Here is a 17,000-nt window from a genome sequence, read left to right as displayed (position 1 = left end):
CGGCGGCACAGGTCAGGACTTGCGCTCTGCTCTCTCCCGGCGCTTGACGTCACGGACGTTCATCTGCACGACCATGTCCTCGGCCTCGCGCGGGCCCATCCCGACCATCACCTTTTGCCGGATCACGGCAGGCTGGCCGGTGAAGACATCGATGATGGTCCAGCTCTGGGGCAGCTCCATGCGCAGCGCGTAGCGGTTGGCCATGCCGGTCAGCCCTGTATCATGAAAAACACCGCCGCCAGGATCAGCACCGTCCAGGCGATGACCGACAGTTTCAGCACCATGCCGCCATGTGTGGCCAGAAAATCCCGCAGCCGCAACGCGACACCTGCCGACGAAGCCGGCGCCGCGACGGTGGCGACAGGCGCCTTGACGCCAAGTTTTCCAAACACAGGCAGCAGTGACGGTTCACGCACGAAATGACCTCGAATGTCGGGGAAGGAGCCGGAGCAAGAATGCTCCCTTACCTTGCATAGCACTCTTTTCTCGAGCGCCCTGCATGCCAAATGCAGATAGGGACGGCGTTGGTGAAAGATGCGCGGCGCCCGTCGACTAAGGCCGGACAACACGCCGGCCCTCAGGCCGCGGCGCTGCGACCCTTCGCGGCGGGGTCGGACTTGAAGATGCGGAACGTGTTGCGCCCTGCCGCCTTGGCGGCATAGAGCGCGGTATCGGCCTGCATGAACAGGTCGCATGGGGCGCCAGCCTGGGCGAAGGCGATGCCGACCGAGGCGCCGAGCCTGAGCGACTGGCCGCAAGCGCTGACCGGCTTGCCCATCGCCTCGATGATGCCGCGCGCCAGGCCGGAGACCGCGCCGCGGTCGAGATGCGGGCCGAGCAAGACCGCGAACTCGTCGCCGCCGACGCGCGCCACCAGATCCGCCTCGCCGCAACTGCCGGCAAGCCGCTCAGCGGCCGCCTTCAGGCATTCGTCGCCGACGACATGGCCGAACGTGTCGTTGACGGCCTTGAAGCCGTCGAGATCGATCAGCAGCAGCGCGCCGAGCGGGCGGCCCTCGTCCGTATGCGCAAGCCGCGCCTGGAACCGGCCGCGATTGGCCAGCCCCGTCATGACGTCATATTCGGCCAGATAGCGCATCCGGTCAGACAGGATCTTTTCCTCGGTGATGTCCTGCTTCATGCCGAAGATCCGCACCGGAACGCCGTCCTCGCACTCGACCGTCGCGGTGATGCGGATCCAGCGGCTGCAGCCGGCAAGGGTGGTGATCTCGGCATCGAGGGTGAAGCCGTTGCGCTCGGCGATCGCCCGGCCGCGCAGGCTGTCCAACGCCTTGCGCGACTCCGCCGGATAACACTTGATGATCTCCGAGCGATCGAGCGCTGAGCCGCGCGGCAGGTCGAACAGGTCATAGACCACGTCGGTCCAGGTAAGCCGCTCGTCGGGCAGGCTGCATTCCCAGACGCCGAGGCGCGCTGCCGCCGAGGCGCGGTCGAAGATCTTGCGGCTGTGGGCCAATGAAAGCTCTTGCCTGGCAATCAGTTCGGCCTGCGCCGCGATTTCCGCCTTGAGCCGGGCGATCGTGGCGGCTTGGCGGCGTTCGTCGGAGCGGCTGTCGTGCCTTGCCCCCCTGCCGAGCTGCGAGACATCGGTTCGCGCCGGGCCTTTCGGGGTGTAGGGCGTATCGGGCATGGCGGAGCTCTGCTGTCCTGGCGGGCGACCACCATGGCGCGCAAGCGATTAACACTTCACTGACGGGTGGCCGGGCTTCACCGGAATTTTGCCGCGAAAATCCCACCCACGGGCGCCGGCAATTTTTCCCTTGAACAAGCTCTGGATGTAGCCTAGCCTCATTTGAGAAAAGGTTTTTCCAACAGTTTTGACTGGGTTGGCCGCAAGGCTGGCTCTTTCTCTGGATTGTAAGAGAAAACCTTTTCCCAACTAAGGATTTTTGACGCGATGGCATCGGAGCCTGTCCCGGTCTTTTCCAAGCCAGTCACCTTGCGTGACGTGGCGGCGCAGGCCGGCGTCAGCGTCGCCACCGCTTCCAAGGCGCTCAACGACCAGGGGCGCATGACCGCCGAGACGCGCGAGCGTATTCGCGAGACCGCCCGGCGTCTCGGCTTCCGGCCCAACAGCCTGGCGCAGAGCCTGCTCAGGCGGCGCAGCTTCACCGTCGGCCTGCTCACCAACGATACCTATGGCCGCTTCTCGCTGCCGCTGATGTCGGGCATCTCGGACGCGCTGGTCGACAATGGCGTCTCGGTGTTCCTGTGCAATGTCGAGGAGGATCCGCGCCTCGGCCAGATGCATGTCGACGCCATGCTCGACAAGCGCGTCGACGGCATCATCGCCACCGGCAAGCGCATCGACCGCCATCTGCCGGTCGACCTCAGCAATCTGCGGGTCCCGGTGATCTATGCCTTCACGCAGCCCGATCCCGACGCCATCGCCTTCGTCTCGGACGATGCCGGCGGCGCGCGGCTGGCGGTCGAGCATCTGTGCCGGCTCGGCCGCCAGCGCATCGCCCATGTAACGGGGCCGGCAAGCTTTGCCGTGGTGCATGCGCGAGCCCAGGCCTACCGCGACGTGCTGGCCGAAAACGGCTTGCCGGTCACCGAGCCGCTGCTCGGCGCCTGGTCGGAAGCCTGGGGTCACGAGGCGGTGGCGCAGCTGTTCGACAGCAAGAATGAAAGGCCGGACGCCGTCTTTTGCGGCAACGACCAGATCGCACGCGGTGTCATCGATGCCTTGCGCGAACGCGGCCTCGGCGTTCCCGGCGATGTCGGCGTCATCGGTTTCGACAATTGGGAGATCCTGGCCGAAGCGACGCGCCCGCCGCTGACCTCCGTCGACATGAACCTGGTCGCCCTCGGGCGCGAGGCGGGGCTGACCCTGTTGTCGCTGGTCGGCGGCAAGCCCGCCGCGCCGGGCATTCGAAAACTGCCGTGCCGGCTGGTGGTGCGGCAGTCATGCGGCCATCCGCTGGATGGCTGAAAACCACGCGCCGCGCGATCGGTGCCAAGCCGCGGACCGCGGCGAACCCTGGAGGAGGAGAACATGAGGAACCTGATTGCCAAACTGGCCCTGGCCGCTGCCGTACTGGGTGGCGGCATCAGTGCCGCGGCCGCCGAGACGGCCAACATCTGGGTGCGCGCCGACGGCTCGAATTTCATGCCGAGGATCGTCGATGCCTACAACAAGGCGCACACCAACCAGATCAAGCTGGACATCATCCCCAATGCCGAGATCATCCCGAAATATGGTGCGGCGGCCGCCGGTGGCACAGCGCCCGATGCGCTGTCGCTCGACCTGATCTACACCCCGTCCTTCGCCGCCGCCGGTCAGCTCGAGGACATCACCGACTGGGCGAAATCGCTGCCGTATTTCTCCAGCCTGTCGCCGGCGCATGTGAAGACCGGCACCTACAAGGACCACATCTACGGCCTGCCGTTCTCGGCCGACGCCTCGGTGCTGATCTGGAACAAGAAGCTGTTCAAGCAGGCCGGCCTCGATCCCGAAAAAGGCCCGACCAACTGGGCCGAGATCGCCGCCGACGCCGAGAAGGTCAACGCGCTCGGCGGCAACATCAAGGGCTTCTACTTCTCCGGCAATTGCGGCGGCTGCAACATCTTCACCTTCACGCCGCTGATCTGGGCGTCGGGCGGTGATATCCTCAGCGAGGATGGCTCGAAGGCGACGCTGGACAGCCCGCAACTGCGCGGCGCCATCGACCTCTACCGCTCTATGGTCAAGAAGGACCTGGTGCCGGCAGGCGCGCAGACCGATACCGGGGCCAACTTCTTTGCCGCGTTCGCCGCCGGCAATATCGGCATCTCGCCGTCCGGCGCCTTCGCCATCGGCGCGCTCAACACCCAGTATCCCGATGTCGACTACGGCGTTACCTTCCTGCCGGGCAAGGAAAGCGGCTGGTCGTCCTTTGCTGGCGGTGACAATTTCGTCGTCACCAAGGGCACCCCGAAACTCGCCGTGGTGAAGGAGTTCCTCGATTTCGCCTATTCGCTCGAGGGCCAGACCATCCTGGCCAAGTACGGCAGCCTGCCGGTGCGTGGTGACATCGCCAAGGAAGCGCTGAAGGATCTCGATCCGCGTTACCAGATCGCCGCCGAGGCCATGGCCAAGGGTCGCACCCCCTATTCCGTGGTGTTCAACGATTTGATCAACTCCGCCAACGGTCCGTGGACGCAGATGATCAACGAGGTCTTCTTCGGCGACGATGTCGACGGCGCCATCGCCAATGCCCAGGAGACGATGCAGTCGATCATAGACCAGGCGCCGCAGAAGTAGCGGACGCCTGCCGGCCACCCGCCTGTCTCCCTGGGCGGGTGGCCGGCGCGCCGCTCCTTACCCTCCCCCTTTGTGGGAAGGGTCTCTGCGAAGCAGCGGGGTGCGGGCGGCGCCGGCCCACCACCCGGACCTGCGGTCCAACCTCCCCACAAGGGGGAGGTTGGGCGGCGCGCCGGATGCAACGGAAGAGCAAGCATGACCTCCATCACAGCAGAAACCCCTGCCCCACCACGCGCCCGAAAGCTCACCGGCGCCGGCCGCCGGCAGTGGATCGGCCTGCTCTATGTCGCGCCGGCCGTCGCGCTGGTCGTCGTCTTCTTCCTCATCCCGCTCGGCATGACGGCGTGGATGTCGCTGCACAACTGGCCGCTGATGGGCGAGCGCAGCTATATCGGCCTCGGCAACTATGTCGCGATCCTGCACGACACCAGGTTCTGGAATGCGCTGCGCTTCACTGGCTGGTACACACTGGTCGTCACCATCGCGATCTTCGCGGTGGCGTTTCCGCTGGCGCTGTTCGTCGAACGGCCGCGGCCGCTGACCAATCTCTATCGCACCATGTTCTTCATGCCGGCGGTTGTCGGCTTTGCCTCGGCCAGCCTGCTCTGGTCATGGCTCTTGAACGTCGATTCCGGCCTGTTCAGCCCGGCCGCCTACGATCTCGGCCTGATCGACAGGAAGTTCAACCTGCTGGCCACTTTCCAGCCGGCCTTTTGGTCGATCATCGCCATGGTCGTCTGGAAGGTCGCCGGCTTCACCATGATCATCCTGATGGCCGGCCTGCAATCGATCCCGCAGGATCTGCAGGAGGCGGCGGTCATCGACGGCGCCGGGCCGTTCGCCCGGTTCAGGGCGATCACGCTGCCGCTGATGCGCCGCACGCTGGCGCTGGCGCTGATCCTGTCGGTCGCCGGCTCGATCCTCGCCTTCGACCAGTTCTACATCATCCTGCGCGGCGGCCCGCGCAACCAGACGCTGACGGCAGTCTACTGGATCTTCAACCAGTCCTTCGTGTCGTTCAAGCTCGGCTATGGCGCCGCGCTGTCCATGGTCCTGCTGGTCATCCTGGTGGCGCTCAGCCTCGTCCAGCTGTGGCTGCTGCGCAAGCCGGAGGGTCTCGACTGATGGCGCAGGCCACCTCCCGCAACCGCAGGCTCGCCGCCCGCATCGCCGAGCATTCGACCGGCATCATCGCCTCGGTGCTGTTTGCGGCGCCGATCGTGTGGGCGGTGCTGTCGGCCTTCAAGCCGGCGCAGGAAGCGCGCCTGCCGCCCCTGCCGCCGTGGCCAACGTCGGGCGTCTCGCTGGAGAACTATGTCACGCTCAACAGCTTCGGTGACGGGCTCTGGATCTCGGCGCAGAACAGCATCTATGTCTCGGTGATGACCGTCGTGCTGTCGGTCGCCGTCAGCGTGCTGGCCGGCTATGGCTTTTCGCGGTTCCGGTTCCCGTTCAAGGACCTGTTCTTCGTCCTCATCCTGTCGACGATCATGATCCCGTTCCAGTCGATCCTGACGCCGATCTTCCTGGTGCTGACCAAGCTTGGCCTGCACAACACGCTGACCGGCCTGGTCGGCGTCTATGTGACGCTGCAACTGCCGTTCTCGATCTTCATGATGCGCAACGCCTTCGACGCGGTGCCGCGCGAGATCGAGGAAGCCGCCCGCATGGACGGCGCCGGCAATCTCACCATGCTTGTGAWGGTGATGCTGCCGCTGGTCTGGCCGGGTGTCGTCACCATCGCGCTGTTTGCCTTTCTCGGCGCCTGGAACGAGTTCCTCGCCGCGCTGGTGCTGATGACCGACCAGTCCAAATTCACGCTGCCGGTGATGATGACAGCACTTCAGTCGGGCCGTTTCGGCGCCATCGACTGGGGCGCGGTGCAGGCGGGCGTCACCGTGATGATGGTGCCGTGCCTCATCCTGTTCCTGGTTCTGCAGCGCTTCTACATCCGCGGCCTGATGGCCGGAGCCGTCAAGTAATTCGACCGAATGGAGTAAGTTCATGACCGCATCGCCATCCACCCAAACCGTCGGAGCGGGCAAGACGGGCAAACCCAAGCTCGCCTTCCGCCCGCTGCCGGTGCCGCAGGTCCACGTGCAGGGTTTTTGGGGCGACCGCGCCGACGCCGTCGCCAGCGCCACCGCCGGCATCCTTTACGACCGCTGTGTCGAGGCCCGCATGCTGGAGCAGATCGACCCTGACCGGCCCTCGCCCGGTGTCGTCATCCCCTTCCATGTCAGCGACGGCTTCACCGCCAGCACGGTGACGACGCAGATGTTCTGGGATTCCGACTGGGGCAAGACCATCGAGACCGCGGCCTATTCGCTCTACCGGCGCAAGAACCCCGATCTGGAGAAGAAGATCGATGCCGTCATCGACATGTATGAGAAGCTGCAGCAGCCGGACGGCTACCTCTCGAGCTGGTATCAGCGCATCCAGCCTGGCCAGCGCTGGACCAATCTGCGCGACTGCCATGAACTCTATTGCGCCGGCCACCTGATCGAAGGCGCGGTCGCCTACTACCAGGCCACCGGAAAACGCAAACTGCTCGATGTGATGTGCCGTTTCGCCGACCATATCGCCACGGTGCTGGGACCGCGGTCCGGCCAGAAACACGGCTTTTGCGGCCACGAGGAGATCGAGTTGGCGCTGGTCAAGCTGGCGAGGGTGACCGGCGAGCAGAAATACATGGAGCTGGCGAAATACTTCATCGACCAGCGCGGCCAGCAGCCACATTACTTCGACGAGGAGGCGCGCGCCCGCGGTGCCGATCCGAAGGATTTCCACTTCAAGACCTATGAGTATAACCAGTCGCACATTCCGGTGCGCGAGCAGGACAAGGTCGTCGGCCATGCGGTCAGGGCAATGTACCTCTATTCGGGCATGGCCGACATCGCCACCGAATATGGCGACGACACGCTGCGGACGGCACTCGACCGGCTGTGGGACGATGTCACCACCAAGAGCCTCTACATCACCGGCGGACTGGGGCCGTCGGCGGACAATGAGGGTTTCACCAGCGATTACGACCTGCCCAACGAGAGCGCCTATGCCGAGACCTGCGCCGCGGTCGGGCTGGTGTTCTGGGCCAGCCGCATGCTCGGCATGGGGCCGAACGCCCGCTACGCCGACATCATGGAGCGCGCCCTCTACAATGGCTCGATCTCGGGCCTGTCGCTCGACGGCTCGCTGTTCTTCTACGAGAATCCACTCGAAAGCCGGGGCAAGCATAACCGCTGGAAATGGCACCGTTGCCCCTGCTGCCCGCCCAATATCGGGCGTATGGTCGCCTCGATCGGCAGCTATTTCTACAGCCTGGCCGACGATGCTGTTGCCGTGCATCTCTATGGCGACTCGACCGCCCGTTTCGACATATCAGGCACCCCGGTGAGCCTGACGCAGGCGAGCCGTTATCCCTGGGACGGCGCCGTCGAGATCACGCTCGAACCGCAGGCACCGGTGGAGTTCACACTCCACTTGCGCATCCCGGCATGGAGCACCGGCGCCGAAATGAGGGTGAACGGCGACCCGGTCGGCCTGGAGGATGTCACCAGCGACGGCTATGCCGCGATCCGGCGCACGTGGAAGAAGGGCGACCGCGTCCTGCTCGATCTCGAAATGCCGATCGAGCGGCTTTACGCCAACCCGCAGGTGCGGCAGGATGCCGGCCGTGTCGCGTTGTCGCGCGGTCCGCTGATCTACTGCGTCGAGGCGACCGACAATGAAAGCCAGCTGCATCGCCTGACGCTGCCGAGGACGGCGGATGTCGAAGCGCAGCAACGGCCGGAGCTTCTCGGCGGGATGGTGACGCTGTCGGCCACCGCGCAAGCCGATGCCGGCGGCGGCTGGCAAAGCGGGCTCTACCGGCCAGCGCCGCCGGCCACCACTCAAACCCGCCTGACCGCCATTCCTTATTTCGCCTGGGACAACCGCGAGCCCGGCGAAATGCTGGTCTGGCTCAGGGACGGGTGAGACAGCCTGTGGAGTTTCCAAACAGGCTCTGAGCGCTCAGCCGATCTTGTAGATCAGGCTCAGCCGCCCGCCCGGCAATTGCTCGACTTTGGTCAGTTCCAGGTCGCGCCGCTGAGCCGTCGTCGAAAACAGCACCTTGCCCTCGCCGGCAATCAGCGGATAGAGGACGAGGCGCAACTCGTCGACCAGCCCGGCCTCGGTAAGGCTGTCGACGATGGTCGAGCCGCCCATCAAATAGATGTCCTTGCCGGGCTGGCGCTTCAGTGCCGCGACATCGTCGTTGGACCTGAGAAAACGCGTCATCGGCCAGTTGGCTGACTTCAGCGTGTTCGACAGCACATAGTGCGGCGTTTTGGCGGCAAAGCGTGCCCAGGGCAGCTCTTCCCGCGCCGCTGGCTTACCGGTCATCGGCAGCGGCTCGTTGGGCGCGCTCTGGATCGCGGTCCAGTACTGCTCGTAGCCCGGATACATGCGGCCACCGAGCACGCAGGCATCGACCTGATCCGTCAGCCCATAATCCTCCGACCAGGCATGCACCCAGTCGGCGATGCCGGTCGGCCCCTCCGCCTTGCCGTCGACGGAAATCTTCATGGCGGCGATCAATTTACGCATGGCATTCTCCTTGGCGCACAAAGGCGCGGTTGTGCGGCCCGCGGGCCGGCGGTTCAAAAAATTTCGGGAAGTGTTGGGAAATGTCGCTGCAGGGCAGCGGTCGTCATGCGGGCAATCGCCCGCTCATCAAGCATCGGTCAGGCAAGTCTCGAAGTGTCCGGCGCTATCGTCTCCTTTCCACGGGTTTCGTGTTTCTCCTGCTCAGGCCGGCAGGCGTCGGTCGTAGTCCAGCCTCAATCTCGCCCAGCCGTCCCAGAACGGCTCCGGCTGTTCTCCGCGCAGCCTCGCGGCGAGAATGTCGAGATGCATGTGCCAGCCGGGGGCGATGTTGAGCATCAGCGAGCGGTCACCCAGGCGGCGATGGACGATGGTAAGCAGCACATCCTTGCCTTGCGGGGTCAGTGCGAAAGTGACGCCGCCGGTGCTGCCCCAGGTGATGCCGAGCCGGTGCGGCGGATCGATCTCGGTGATCTCACYCGGCATCGTGTGCACAGCCGGAAATCCTGGCGGGCGCTCGCCGGCCGGCTCGGTCAGTTCGTCGTTGCGCCAGGTGAGTTCGAAGGGCGAGCCGGCCTCGCTTCCCATGGGGCCGGCGGCCAGCCATTGGCGGCGCAGTTCTGGGTCGGTGATGTAGCCCCAGATGCGCTCGGCCGGGCCGGGCAGCAGCCGTTCGATCGTCAACGTGGCCGGCTCGGTCAGCACGCCATAGCCATTCTCGGCATGTCGATCGGTCATGTCTCGTCTCCCTTCTTCTGCGTCGAGGATTTGCGCGCATCGTCTTCGCGCAGCAATCGTTCCAATATGTCGAGCCGCCCCGTCCAGAAGCGCGAGTAGGCTCCAAGCCACTCATGCGCGCTGGCCAGCGGACCAGCCTCGAGGTGGCAGATATGCGTGCGGCCGAGCACTTCGCGACGGATCAGCCCGGCATTTTCCAGCACCTTGATGTGCTTGGAAGCAGCCGCCAGCGACATCGCGAACGGTTCAGCCAGCTGGCTCACCGTGCGCCCGCCACCGGCGAGTTCGCGCAGCATCTGCCGGCGAGTCGCGTCGCCAAGGGCGTGAAAGACCTGATCCATCTCGTATGTAAGTAATTCAACCATGTGGTTGAATATGCGTGTGCGGCTTTTGATTGTCAACCGTTTGGTTGAATATTATTTGGCGGCGCTGAAAATGGCTAGCTTCAGCCGGCGTCGGTACGACCGATCTCCTCGGCCACCAGTTCCTGCAACTGCCACAGATTGCGGTCGCGGATGCCGCAAGCTTCGAGATGGCGGATCGTCTCGAACAGATATTCCGCACCCGAACCCCAGTGGCCGACGGCCCTGGCCAGCGTCGCCGCGATCGCCTGCTTGTCGAGTTTGCCGGCATAGCGCGGATTGGCCGGATCGACGACGAAACCGAGCGCGCGGCTCATGCCGCCTTCTGTCCTGACCTGCAGCCAGCGCGGCACGTTGACAGCCGGCAGGACGGTCATCTCGCGGCGCAGCAGCGCTTCCAGGTTGGCTGCCACCGGCTCGGCGATCTCAAAAACCATGCCCTGGCACTGGCCGCCGCGGTCGAGCGCCATCATCAGACCTGGCTGCTCGACCGTGCCCCGGAAGCGCTTGACCGTAAAACAGAACGAACGATGCCAGCCGGTCGCAACCGCACGCTCGCCGCCCCTCACCTCGCCGACCGGCTTCCACAGCAGCGAGCCATAGGCGAACAGTTTTACGGGTCCAGGCGGCGCGCCGGCCAGCACCTCATCGCGGATGCGCGCATAGTCGGCGTCGGTCATGTAGACCATGCCCGGCGTCGGCCCGGCATCTTCGACCGCACGCATCGTGCGGGCAACGAGCGCCTCGGTCAGCGACATCGTCGCCTTGCGCGGCGATGCGGCGGAAATCGGCTTGTTCATTCTCGCGTCTCAGGCATGGCCGCCATGTTGCCCAAGGGCGAGGAGATTCTCAAGGCGCGGACTCAAAATCTGAACCGGCGCGCACAACCGCCTGAAAGGATTCGTAAGTATCGACTGCCCTAACGCGCCGGACGCGACGGCCCTGCCTGTATGCGTGCATGCGCAAGCTCGCGACCGGACCCAGAAGCTCCTCGGTGTCGTCGCCTGCAACGACCTAGTGCGGAGGATGATCCGGCCGGTCGTTGCAGCCGTCGACATAGGGATGGACCGACCATTTGGAGCCGGGCCGCGCCTGCTGCTCCTTGGTGAGCGGATCCTGGGATTGCGCGTAGCCATCCTGGTAGCCGCGAATGATCCCGTCGATATCGGGGGGCCAGTCACCGTCCCACGGCCCTCCCAGGATCTGCGCCTGTTGGACCGGATGCAGTTCGTTGTGGCCTTCATGAAAGCTGTCGTGGATATGTCCGGCATCATAGACCCATCGGCCGGTCACACCCAGGATTGTCGCTCCGGTTCCATCGCCCTTGTTGACCTCGATGCTGGGCAGGCCGGCATCGCTCGGGCTGGCCGTGTCCGAACTGCTGAAGGCCGCGCCAAGCAGTGCGGCAAGCAAGGCGAGAAGCGCCAGGATGTAGGCAACGACCACGCCGACGCCCGACATGCAGAGCGCCAGCGCCGTCAGGGCTGCAATCAGCGCGAGGATGTTGACGGTCTGCAGGTCGTGGATCGACGCGCCCTCGAACTCCACGTGCAGTGCCTCTGATTTTACCCCGGTCGCCTTGTCCTCCGCCGGATTCCCGGTGAACAGCAAGCCGTGCGAGGAGGTGGTGGCGGTTTCAGCCATCAGATAGCCGAACGGAACGCTGGCGCCGGCAACGGCCTGGCTGACGCCGACGGGGTTGTTCGGCAGCAGCAGGTTGAGGCTGTAGTCGGAGTCCAGGCTTCCGGGCCATGTCTTCTCCGACGGCGGCTCGATGCTGATGACCATGCCGACGACGCTGACCGGGCTCTTGTCGCCGAGACAAACCAGCCGGTTGTTGAGCCACCAGTCGCAATAGGCGAGAATCCAGACAATCCCGGTCACCACAAGCGCAATCGGCAAGCACCACGGTTCGCCCATCGCAATCAGCACCACAGCCATCACGGCCGCGAATATGCCGCTGGTGATCGCCGCGCTGATGTACTGGTTGACCGAGATCACCTTGTCCGCTGTCGTGCACGTGGTCCAGGATTTGTCGTCGGTGGCCATCACGGCTCCACTCTGCTGAGGACGGTCAAGGTGACGCCGCCGCTGGCGTGCTCACCCTCGTCGAACGCATTCAAATTGAGGGCTTGCCGGCCGGTCCAGCCGTTCGGCGGGGTGGCGACCGCCGTGATCGTCACCTGTTCGCCCGGTGCCAGCGACGGGTGGTCAGGGGAAATCTCGACCTTCCAGCCAGGCGGCAGCGGATGAACCGCCGGCAAATGTGCCGCCAGCCGGCGCTTCTGCTCGGCCTTGACGGCCTCCTCTGTCGGTTGGCGGTCGTCACGGCAGGGGTTGAGCGGCGGAATGGTGTAGGCATCGACGGTGAAGCGATACCGGTGCGGCCGGCGGGTGGCGTTGCGCAGCTCGAATTGAAATGTCGCCGGCGACTGCGCCAGCCCGACATCGGTGTTTTTCTGTCCGAGATTGTTGGCGAAGTTGGCATCGTCGGCCGGGTCGAGCAAGGCCTGCAGGCAATAGTGACCTGCTTCCCGAGGCGTATGCCAGTCGAAGGAGACGAACCCGGGTTGGCTGGCGGATCCGATCACCCCTACCGAGACCGGCCGGGTGTCTATCGGATTCGACACGGTTCCGATGCCGAACGACAGATAGGACAGGTGAACCGGCATCTTGACGACGACGGCATCCTTGGAGGCGTTCCAGACGCGGACGCGCACCTCGTAGTCGGTGTCAGCCTGCAACTTGCCGGCGGGAACGGGCACCCCACCCTGGCGCACCTCAATGTCGGGATTGTCCCAGGTCACCGCGAGGCCAAGGCCGATCAGATAGTATTGATCGTAGATCAGCGGATCGGGCCGGCAGAATGCAGGATGGTCGATTGGCACGCAATGTGCCCGGGACCCCTTCTGGTCGACCCGACGGTCACCCCCCAGCCGCCACCGGCGACAGAAGCGGTGAGCCATCTCGATCAGCGCTGGAATCCAGGCGGAGAACAGTGCTCGCAGGATTGCCGCTATTCCACGCATCGACTCCCTTTCTGAAGCTAACGCAGGGCAACGCCTGATTAGCGACGGGATTCGCGCGGCAACAGCGCTTTGGACTGGTTGGACGACTGGTGCCGCTTGTAACTCTGGTCACACGAATAAAGCGGAACTTGAACGGTACGCTGGCTATTTGCGCGCGAAGAAACCGCGCGCGAACTGCACGATGCGCTTGTGGAAGACAAGCGCCAATATTGCGACAACGGCAAGTATGTAGAGAGCTTCGGTCGATCCGTCGCCGCCGTCAGGTGAAATACCCAACCACCTCTCGATGAAATCCATGTACAGATTCCCCCGTGCGAACTTTTGAGCGTGATCCAGCATAGCTCTTCATCTTGGCCCAGTGTCAAGCAATGAATCATTGCCGTCTCGGACGAATCCGACAAAGAACCATTTGCCAGCATGACCTGCGGCAATCGACATGTTGTCTAAAGATTGCCTAAAAATTGTGCCGGCTTATTGATGTACGTCTGAAGAAAATCTTTGTATCTCAATCATTTCAGGGTCGTTTTTGCAAATTGTGGTCCACCCGCACTACGACACCAGGGGCATCGGCACCTCAAGCCCTTCGATCAGCGCGTCGCGAAACAGCGCGATGGGTCGGCCGAGCCGACCGGCCGGCGGGCGATGCAGCAGCCAGGCGCGCACCTGCGGCTTGAAGTCCAGACAGTCGATGACCTCGACCGCGTCACGCCACCGGCTGTCGGCGAAGGCACCCGGCGTGACGATACCGATGCCGTGGCCGCGCGCCACCAGCGACATTCTGAGGTCGACGCTGAGCGCCTCCACCCCGACCTGGAACGGCAGCCTTGCGCCCTCGAAACTCTGGCGGATGAAGGCGCGAAACCCGCAGCCGTTTTCGTTCATCACCCAGGGGAAGCGAGACAGCGACGCAAGGTCGGCGGGCCGCGGCACGCCAAGGCCGCGCGACGCTACCAGCAGCACCGACTGCAGGCCGAGATCGTCCTGGACCAGTTCGTCCGGCGGCGCCACGCCCTCGGCGAGGCACACCGCGACCGCGTCAAGCTCGCTGCGCGCCACCTGCTCCACCAGTCTCGGCGACCAGCCGGAGGTGATGCGCAGCGTCAACTGCGGAAAGGCCGCGCGCAGGCTGTCGAGCGGCAGCGCCAGCGCGGCATCCGAGAGATAGGGCATGATGCCCAGCCGGAACTCGCCCCTGACCTCGCCTTGCGGCGACACCCCAGCCTTGAGATCTTCGAGCGAGCGCAGCACACGGCGGCCATGCTCATAGGCCTCGCGGCCGGTGGCGGTCGGCTTCAGCGGCTTCGACTGGCGGTCGAGCAGCGCCGTCGCCAGCCCGTCTTCCAGATTCTGGATGCGGCGCGTCACGCCCGGCTGGGTGAGGTTGAGCCTGGCCGAGGCACCGACGATCGAGCCGGTTTCGACCACGGCAATGAAAGCTTCGAGATCATGGATGTTCATGCGCTCCTCGCATAATCATTATCGAATTGATTCAATTGTAGCATGATAATGCTTCGGCATAAAGTCTTCCCACGATATGCAGTTTGCTGAGGACCCAATGCCTGATACGCCAATGCCTAAGACGGTTGATGAGGTGGCCGGGCCGGCCGCGACCATAACCGGCCCGCAGACACTGCTCTTTGCCACCGCGGTCGGCATCATCGTCACCAATCTGTTCGCCCCGCAGACGCTGGTCGGCCTGATCGGGCCATCGCTCGGCACCAGTGTGGCAAGCGCCGGCCTCGTCGCGATGGCCACCCTGCTCGGCTACGCCGCCGGCCTGTTCTTCCTGGTGCCGCTTGCCGACCTCTCGGAAAACAGCATCCTGATCCTGCGCATGCTGATCGCGGCGGCCCTGGCGGCCGGCGTCGCCGCACTGGTGCCCACCGCCGCCGCGCTGCTGATCGTCCTGTTCATCCTCGGTGCTGCCTGCTCGGCCATCCAGATCCTGGTGCCGATCGCCGCCTCGATGGCTCCGCCCGGACAGGATGGCCGCGTCATAGGCGATGTCATGAGCGGGTTGATGGTTGGCATCCTGCTGGCACGCCCGTTGGCCAGCCTGATCGCCGATGCCTGGGGTTGGCGCGCCTTCTACGGCCTCAGCGCCGCGGCCCTCGTCATGCTCGCCTGCGTGCTCGCCTTCACCCTGCCGCGGCGGCGGCCGACGGCGAGATCGTCCTATGGCATGCTGATCGCCTCGCTGCTCCACCTGCTGCGCGACGAGCCGGTGCTGCGGCGACGGGCGCTGACGGCGGCCCTGGTGATGGCAGCGTTCAGCCTGTTCTGGACGGCGGTGGCGTTGCGCCTGGCTTTGCCGCCCTTCGATCTCGGCCAGCGCGGCATTGCGCTGTTCGCGCTGGTCGGCGCCGGCGGCGCGCTGGTGACGCCGTTGTTCGGCCGCGCCGGCGATCGCGGCTGGACGCGTTCCGCCACCATCGCCTGCCACCTCTTGCTGGTCGGCTCGATGGCGCTCGCGGCGTGGTCCGGCTCCGTCCAGGTGGAAGCCCCATGGGGACCTTTGATGCCGATGGGTATCGGCGCCGTGTTGCTCGACATCGGCGTCACCGGCGACCAGACGCTTGGCCGCCGCGCCATCAACCTGCTGCAGCCCAGGGCGCGCGGCCGCCTCAACGGTCTGTTCGTCGGCATCTTCTTCATTGGTGGCGCCATCGGTTCGATGCTGGCCGGCATCGCCTGGACCTGGGGCGGATGGCCAGCGGTCTGCGCCATCGCCGCCGCCTTCGGTCTCGCCGCCCTCCTGGTCGACTGGATCGGCGGGACCGAGTAACCGAGTGACCGACAGGGAACAATGTTGCCGGCAAAGTGTTCTAGTCCTTGCCGGAGGATGTCATGAACGATGCGTCGGCAAAACCCACGGGCCTCGTCCTTTCATCGACGGAGCGCGTGAACACGCTGTCGCATTTTCACCGCGCCGAGATCGCCCGCATGGCGGGATGGCGCGACCGGCTCGACCGGACGACGAACTGGGCGATCACTGTGGTGGCGGCGCTGCTTTCGGTATCGCTGTCCACGGCCAGTGCGCATCACGGCGTGCTGCTGTTCGCCATGCTGCTGATCCTGCTTTTGCTGTGGATCGAGGCGCGCCGCTATCGGTTCTTCGACTTCTACCGGGCTCGCGTGCGGCAGTTCGAACGTCATTATTTCGCGCAGATCTTTTCCCCGCAGCCCGATTTTGCGTCTGACTGGCTGCTCATCGTCGGCGAAGGCCTGCGCGCGCCGAAGTTCCTGCTGTCGCAGCGCGCTGCGCTGGCGCGACGCCTGCGGCGAAACTACATCTACCTGTTCCTGATCCTGCTGTTGGCCTGGGTGGTCAAGATATCGACCCCCAGCCTTCAGACCGTGGGCCTCAAGACCGGGTTTGTCGGTTCGCTTCGTGAGGCCGTCGAAAGCGCCGCCCTTGGCCCCATTCCCGGTGTCGTTATCGTGGTCGTCGTGGCGGCATTCTATGCCTGGCTGCTCGCCATCGTCTTTTTCGCAGCCCGCGACGACGGCGAACTTTCCTTCGGCGACGTCCACGTCTGACGCCRAACTCTGGCGACCGGCGGCTGCAGCGCGAATGCCGGCCGGCGCGTTGTTCTGGTCAGTTCGCTGAGGCGTTTGAGTGCGCCAAGCCGGGCAGCGGCAAGCCCGCTAGATGCCGAAGAATTGCCTGCCGATCATGTAGCCCAGCGCCGCCGCGACCAGCGGAAACAGCGTCGGCGCGACCTTGCCAAGAAGGGAGACCTGCTGGGCCTTCGCCGGCGTGTGGCGTGCATTGCCGAGATTCTTGGTCATTGCTTGCCTTAGGTTTGAACGATTCATTAGCAAATGCTGATTAACATCATGGCCGCATTAACGGCCTGCAAAGAAATTAGATCAAATAGCCGACCATTCCTGCCGCCGCACAACGGCGCCGCCGGCACGGCGGTGGCGTCACCGGTGACATTAGCCTGCGGATTTGGTTCAAGCGCGCATTTCTCAATCGCGAGCCGTCGTATGCGGTCGAGGGCAGCTGTTCCGCTC

20 protein-coding genes are annotated in these 17,000 nt (G+C 64.7%); 7 read left to right on the top strand and 13 right to left on the bottom strand.

Annotated elements, in window-relative coordinates:
• Positions 1-12 precede the first annotated feature (12 nt).
• The 3 genes from ACXJ7R_RS09920 to ACXJ7R_RS09910 form a co-directional block, all read right to left on the bottom strand.
• Entirely contained in the window at positions 13-204 is a 192-nt protein-coding gene (locus ACXJ7R_RS09920) for a hypothetical protein (protein WP_095091138.1), read from the bottom strand.
• A 5-nt stretch (positions 205-209) separates the two neighbouring features.
• On the bottom strand, positions 210-416 hold the full coding sequence (locus ACXJ7R_RS09915) for a hypothetical protein (protein WP_457151680.1): 207 nt from the start codon (positions 414-416) through the stop codon (positions 210-212).
• 161 nt (positions 417-577) lie between these two features.
• Positions 578-1,651: a diguanylate cyclase domain-containing protein gene (locus ACXJ7R_RS09910; protein WP_457151679.1), complete on the bottom strand. Its 1,074-nt coding sequence runs from the start codon at positions 1,649-1,651 to the stop codon at positions 578-580.
• 267 nt (positions 1,652-1,918) lie between these two features.
• On the opposite strand from ACXJ7R_RS09910, the gene ACXJ7R_RS09905 reads away from it, so the two are divergent.
• The 5 genes from ACXJ7R_RS09905 (at position 1,919) to ACXJ7R_RS09885 (ending at position 8,242) form a co-directional block, all read left to right on the top strand.
• The gene (locus tag ACXJ7R_RS09905; RefSeq protein ID WP_457151678.1) at positions 1,919-2,956 is read left to right on the top strand and encodes a LacI family DNA-binding transcriptional regulator; all 1,038 of its coding nucleotides are present in this window, start codon (positions 1,919-1,921) and stop codon (positions 2,954-2,956) included.
• A gap of 63 nt (positions 2,957-3,019) precedes the next feature.
• Positions 3,020-4,267: an ABC transporter substrate-binding protein gene (locus ACXJ7R_RS09900; protein WP_457151677.1), complete on the top strand. Its 1,248-nt coding sequence runs from the start codon at positions 3,020-3,022 to the stop codon at positions 4,265-4,267.
• Between the two features lie 195 nt (positions 4,268-4,462).
• Entirely contained in the window at positions 4,463-5,392 is a 930-nt protein-coding gene (locus ACXJ7R_RS09895) for a carbohydrate ABC transporter permease (protein ID WP_457151676.1), read from the top strand.
• The gene (locus ACXJ7R_RS09890) at positions 5,392-6,249 is read left to right on the top strand and encodes a carbohydrate ABC transporter permease (RefSeq protein ID WP_457151675.1); all 858 of its coding nucleotides are present in this window, start codon (positions 5,392-5,394) and stop codon (positions 6,247-6,249) included. Before ACXJ7R_RS09895 ends, ACXJ7R_RS09890 begins: the two co-directional genes overlap by 1 nt.
• A 22-nt stretch (positions 6,250-6,271) precedes the next feature.
• Entirely contained in the window at positions 6,272-8,242 is a 1,971-nt protein-coding gene (locus ACXJ7R_RS09885; protein WP_457151674.1) for a glycoside hydrolase family 127 protein, read from the top strand.
• Between the two features lie 36 nt (positions 8,243-8,278).
• Here the strand turns inward: ACXJ7R_RS09885 and ACXJ7R_RS09880 are convergent, their stop codons facing one another.
• From ACXJ7R_RS09880 to ACXJ7R_RS09845, 8 genes are all read right to left on the bottom strand, one after another.
• On the bottom strand, positions 8,279-8,854 hold the full coding sequence (locus ACXJ7R_RS09880; protein ID WP_457151673.1) for a dihydrofolate reductase family protein: 576 nt from the start codon (positions 8,852-8,854) through the stop codon (positions 8,279-8,281).
• A gap of 201 nt (positions 8,855-9,055) precedes the next feature.
• A complete protein-coding gene (locus ACXJ7R_RS09875; RefSeq protein WP_457151672.1) occupies positions 9,056-9,589 on the bottom strand; it encodes an SRPBCC family protein in 534 nt (177 codons plus the stop codon).
• Positions 9,586-9,954 carry an ArsR/SmtB family transcription factor gene (locus tag ACXJ7R_RS09870; protein WP_457151671.1) on the bottom strand — a complete coding sequence of 123 codons (369 nt, stop codon included), beginning with the start codon at positions 9,952-9,954 and terminating at the stop codon, positions 9,586-9,588. Before ACXJ7R_RS09870 ends, ACXJ7R_RS09875 begins: the two co-directional genes overlap by 4 nt.
• Before the next feature lie 80 nt (positions 9,955-10,034).
• Positions 10,035-10,751 (bottom strand): gamma-glutamylcyclotransferase, encoded by a 717-nt coding sequence (locus tag ACXJ7R_RS09865; protein WP_457151670.1) that lies wholly within the window; start codon positions 10,749-10,751, stop codon positions 10,035-10,037.
• Between the two features lie 214 nt (positions 10,752-10,965).
• Entirely contained in the window at positions 10,966-12,000 is a 1,035-nt protein-coding gene (locus tag ACXJ7R_RS09860; protein WP_457151669.1) for a hypothetical protein, read from the bottom strand.
• A complete protein-coding gene (locus ACXJ7R_RS09855) occupies positions 12,000-12,980 on the bottom strand; it encodes a hypothetical protein (RefSeq protein WP_457151668.1) in 981 nt (326 codons plus the stop codon). Before ACXJ7R_RS09855 ends, ACXJ7R_RS09860 begins: the two co-directional genes overlap by 1 nt.
• A 144-nt stretch (positions 12,981-13,124) precedes the next feature.
• Positions 13,125-13,277 (bottom strand): hypothetical protein, encoded by a 153-nt coding sequence (locus ACXJ7R_RS09850; protein WP_167392362.1) that lies wholly within the window; start codon positions 13,275-13,277, stop codon positions 13,125-13,127.
• A gap of 252 nt (positions 13,278-13,529) precedes the next feature.
• Positions 13,530-14,438, bottom strand: coding sequence for a LysR family transcriptional regulator (locus tag ACXJ7R_RS09845; RefSeq protein ID WP_457151667.1), 909 nt, complete (start codon positions 14,436-14,438; stop codon positions 13,530-13,532).
• Positions 14,439-14,550: 112 nt separating this feature from the next.
• On the opposite strand from ACXJ7R_RS09845, the gene ACXJ7R_RS09840 reads away from it, so the two are divergent.
• Complete coding sequence (locus ACXJ7R_RS09840) at positions 14,551-15,765, top strand: MFS transporter (protein WP_457151666.1); 1,215 nt, start codon at positions 14,551-14,553, stop codon at positions 15,763-15,765.
• 62 nt (positions 15,766-15,827) lie between these two features.
• A complete protein-coding gene (locus ACXJ7R_RS09835; protein ID WP_457151665.1) occupies positions 15,828-16,520 on the top strand; it encodes a DUF2270 domain-containing protein in 693 nt (230 codons plus the stop codon).
• A gap of 108 nt (positions 16,521-16,628) precedes the next feature.
• Here the strand turns inward: ACXJ7R_RS09835 and ACXJ7R_RS09830 are convergent, their stop codons facing one another.
• On the bottom strand, positions 16,629-16,772 hold the full coding sequence (locus ACXJ7R_RS09830; protein WP_095091124.1) for a hypothetical protein: 144 nt from the start codon (positions 16,770-16,772) through the stop codon (positions 16,629-16,631).
• Between the two features lie 26 nt (positions 16,773-16,798).
• A partial coding sequence (locus ACXJ7R_RS09825; protein WP_457151664.1) for a hypothetical protein occupies positions 16,799-17,000 on the bottom strand: 202 nt, incomplete at its 5' end.

This window comes from Mesorhizobium sp. P5_C1, assembly GCF_054049815.1.
This window is presented reverse-complemented; position numbering and strand designations above follow the sequence as displayed.

What these genes read in the sequence shown, in the direction of transcription:
- ACXJ7R_RS09870 (WP_457151671.1), bottom strand. Translation starts at nt 9,954, where the DNA reads ATGGTTGAATTACTTACATACGAGATGGATCAGGTCTTTCACGCCCTT.
- ACXJ7R_RS09830 (WP_095091124.1), bottom strand. Translation starts at nt 16,772, where the DNA reads ATGACCAAGAATCTCGGCAATGCACGCCACACGCCGGCGAAGGCCCAG.
- ACXJ7R_RS09900 (WP_457151677.1), top strand. Translation starts at nt 3,020, where the DNA reads ATGAGGAACCTGATTGCCAAACTGGCCCTGGCCGCTGCCGTACTGGGT.
- ACXJ7R_RS09860 (WP_457151669.1), bottom strand. Translation starts at nt 12,000, where the DNA reads ATGGCCACCGACGACAAATCCTGGACCACGTGCACGACAGCGGACAAG.
- ACXJ7R_RS09855 (WP_457151668.1), bottom strand. Translation starts at nt 12,980, where the DNA reads ATGCGTGGAATAGCGGCAATCCTGCGAGCACTGTTCTCCGCCTGGATT.
- ACXJ7R_RS09885 (WP_457151674.1), top strand. Translation starts at nt 6,272, where the DNA reads ATGACCGCATCGCCATCCACCCAAACCGTCGGAGCGGGCAAGACGGGC.
- ACXJ7R_RS09850 (WP_167392362.1), bottom strand. Translation starts at nt 13,277, where the DNA reads ATGGATTTCATCGAGAGGTGGTTGGGTATTTCACCTGACGGCGGCGAC.
- ACXJ7R_RS09905 (WP_457151678.1), top strand. Translation starts at nt 1,919, where the DNA reads ATGGCATCGGAGCCTGTCCCGGTCTTTTCCAAGCCAGTCACCTTGCGT.
- ACXJ7R_RS09835 (WP_457151665.1), top strand. Translation starts at nt 15,828, where the DNA reads ATGAACGATGCGTCGGCAAAACCCACGGGCCTCGTCCTTTCATCGACG.
- ACXJ7R_RS09880 (WP_457151673.1), bottom strand. Translation starts at nt 8,854, where the DNA reads ATGCGTAAATTGATCGCCGCCATGAAGATTTCCGTCGACGGCAAGGCG.
- ACXJ7R_RS09845 (WP_457151667.1), bottom strand. Translation starts at nt 14,438, where the DNA reads ATGAACATCCATGATCTCGAAGCTTTCATTGCCGTGGTCGAAACCGGC.
- ACXJ7R_RS09865 (WP_457151670.1), bottom strand. Translation starts at nt 10,751, where the DNA reads ATGAACAAGCCGATTTCCGCCGCATCGCCGCGCAAGGCGACGATGTCG.
- ACXJ7R_RS09895 (WP_457151676.1), top strand. Translation starts at nt 4,463, where the DNA reads ATGACCTCCATCACAGCAGAAACCCCTGCCCCACCACGCGCCCGAAAG.
- ACXJ7R_RS09910 (WP_457151679.1), bottom strand. Translation starts at nt 1,651, where the DNA reads ATGCCCGATACGCCCTACACCCCGAAAGGCCCGGCGCGAACCGATGTC.
- ACXJ7R_RS09840 (WP_457151666.1), top strand. Translation starts at nt 14,551, where the DNA reads ATGCCTAAGACGGTTGATGAGGTGGCCGGGCCGGCCGCGACCATAACC.
- ACXJ7R_RS09920 (WP_095091138.1), bottom strand. Translation starts at nt 204, where the DNA reads ATGGCCAACCGCTACGCGCTGCGCATGGAGCTGCCCCAGAGCTGGACC.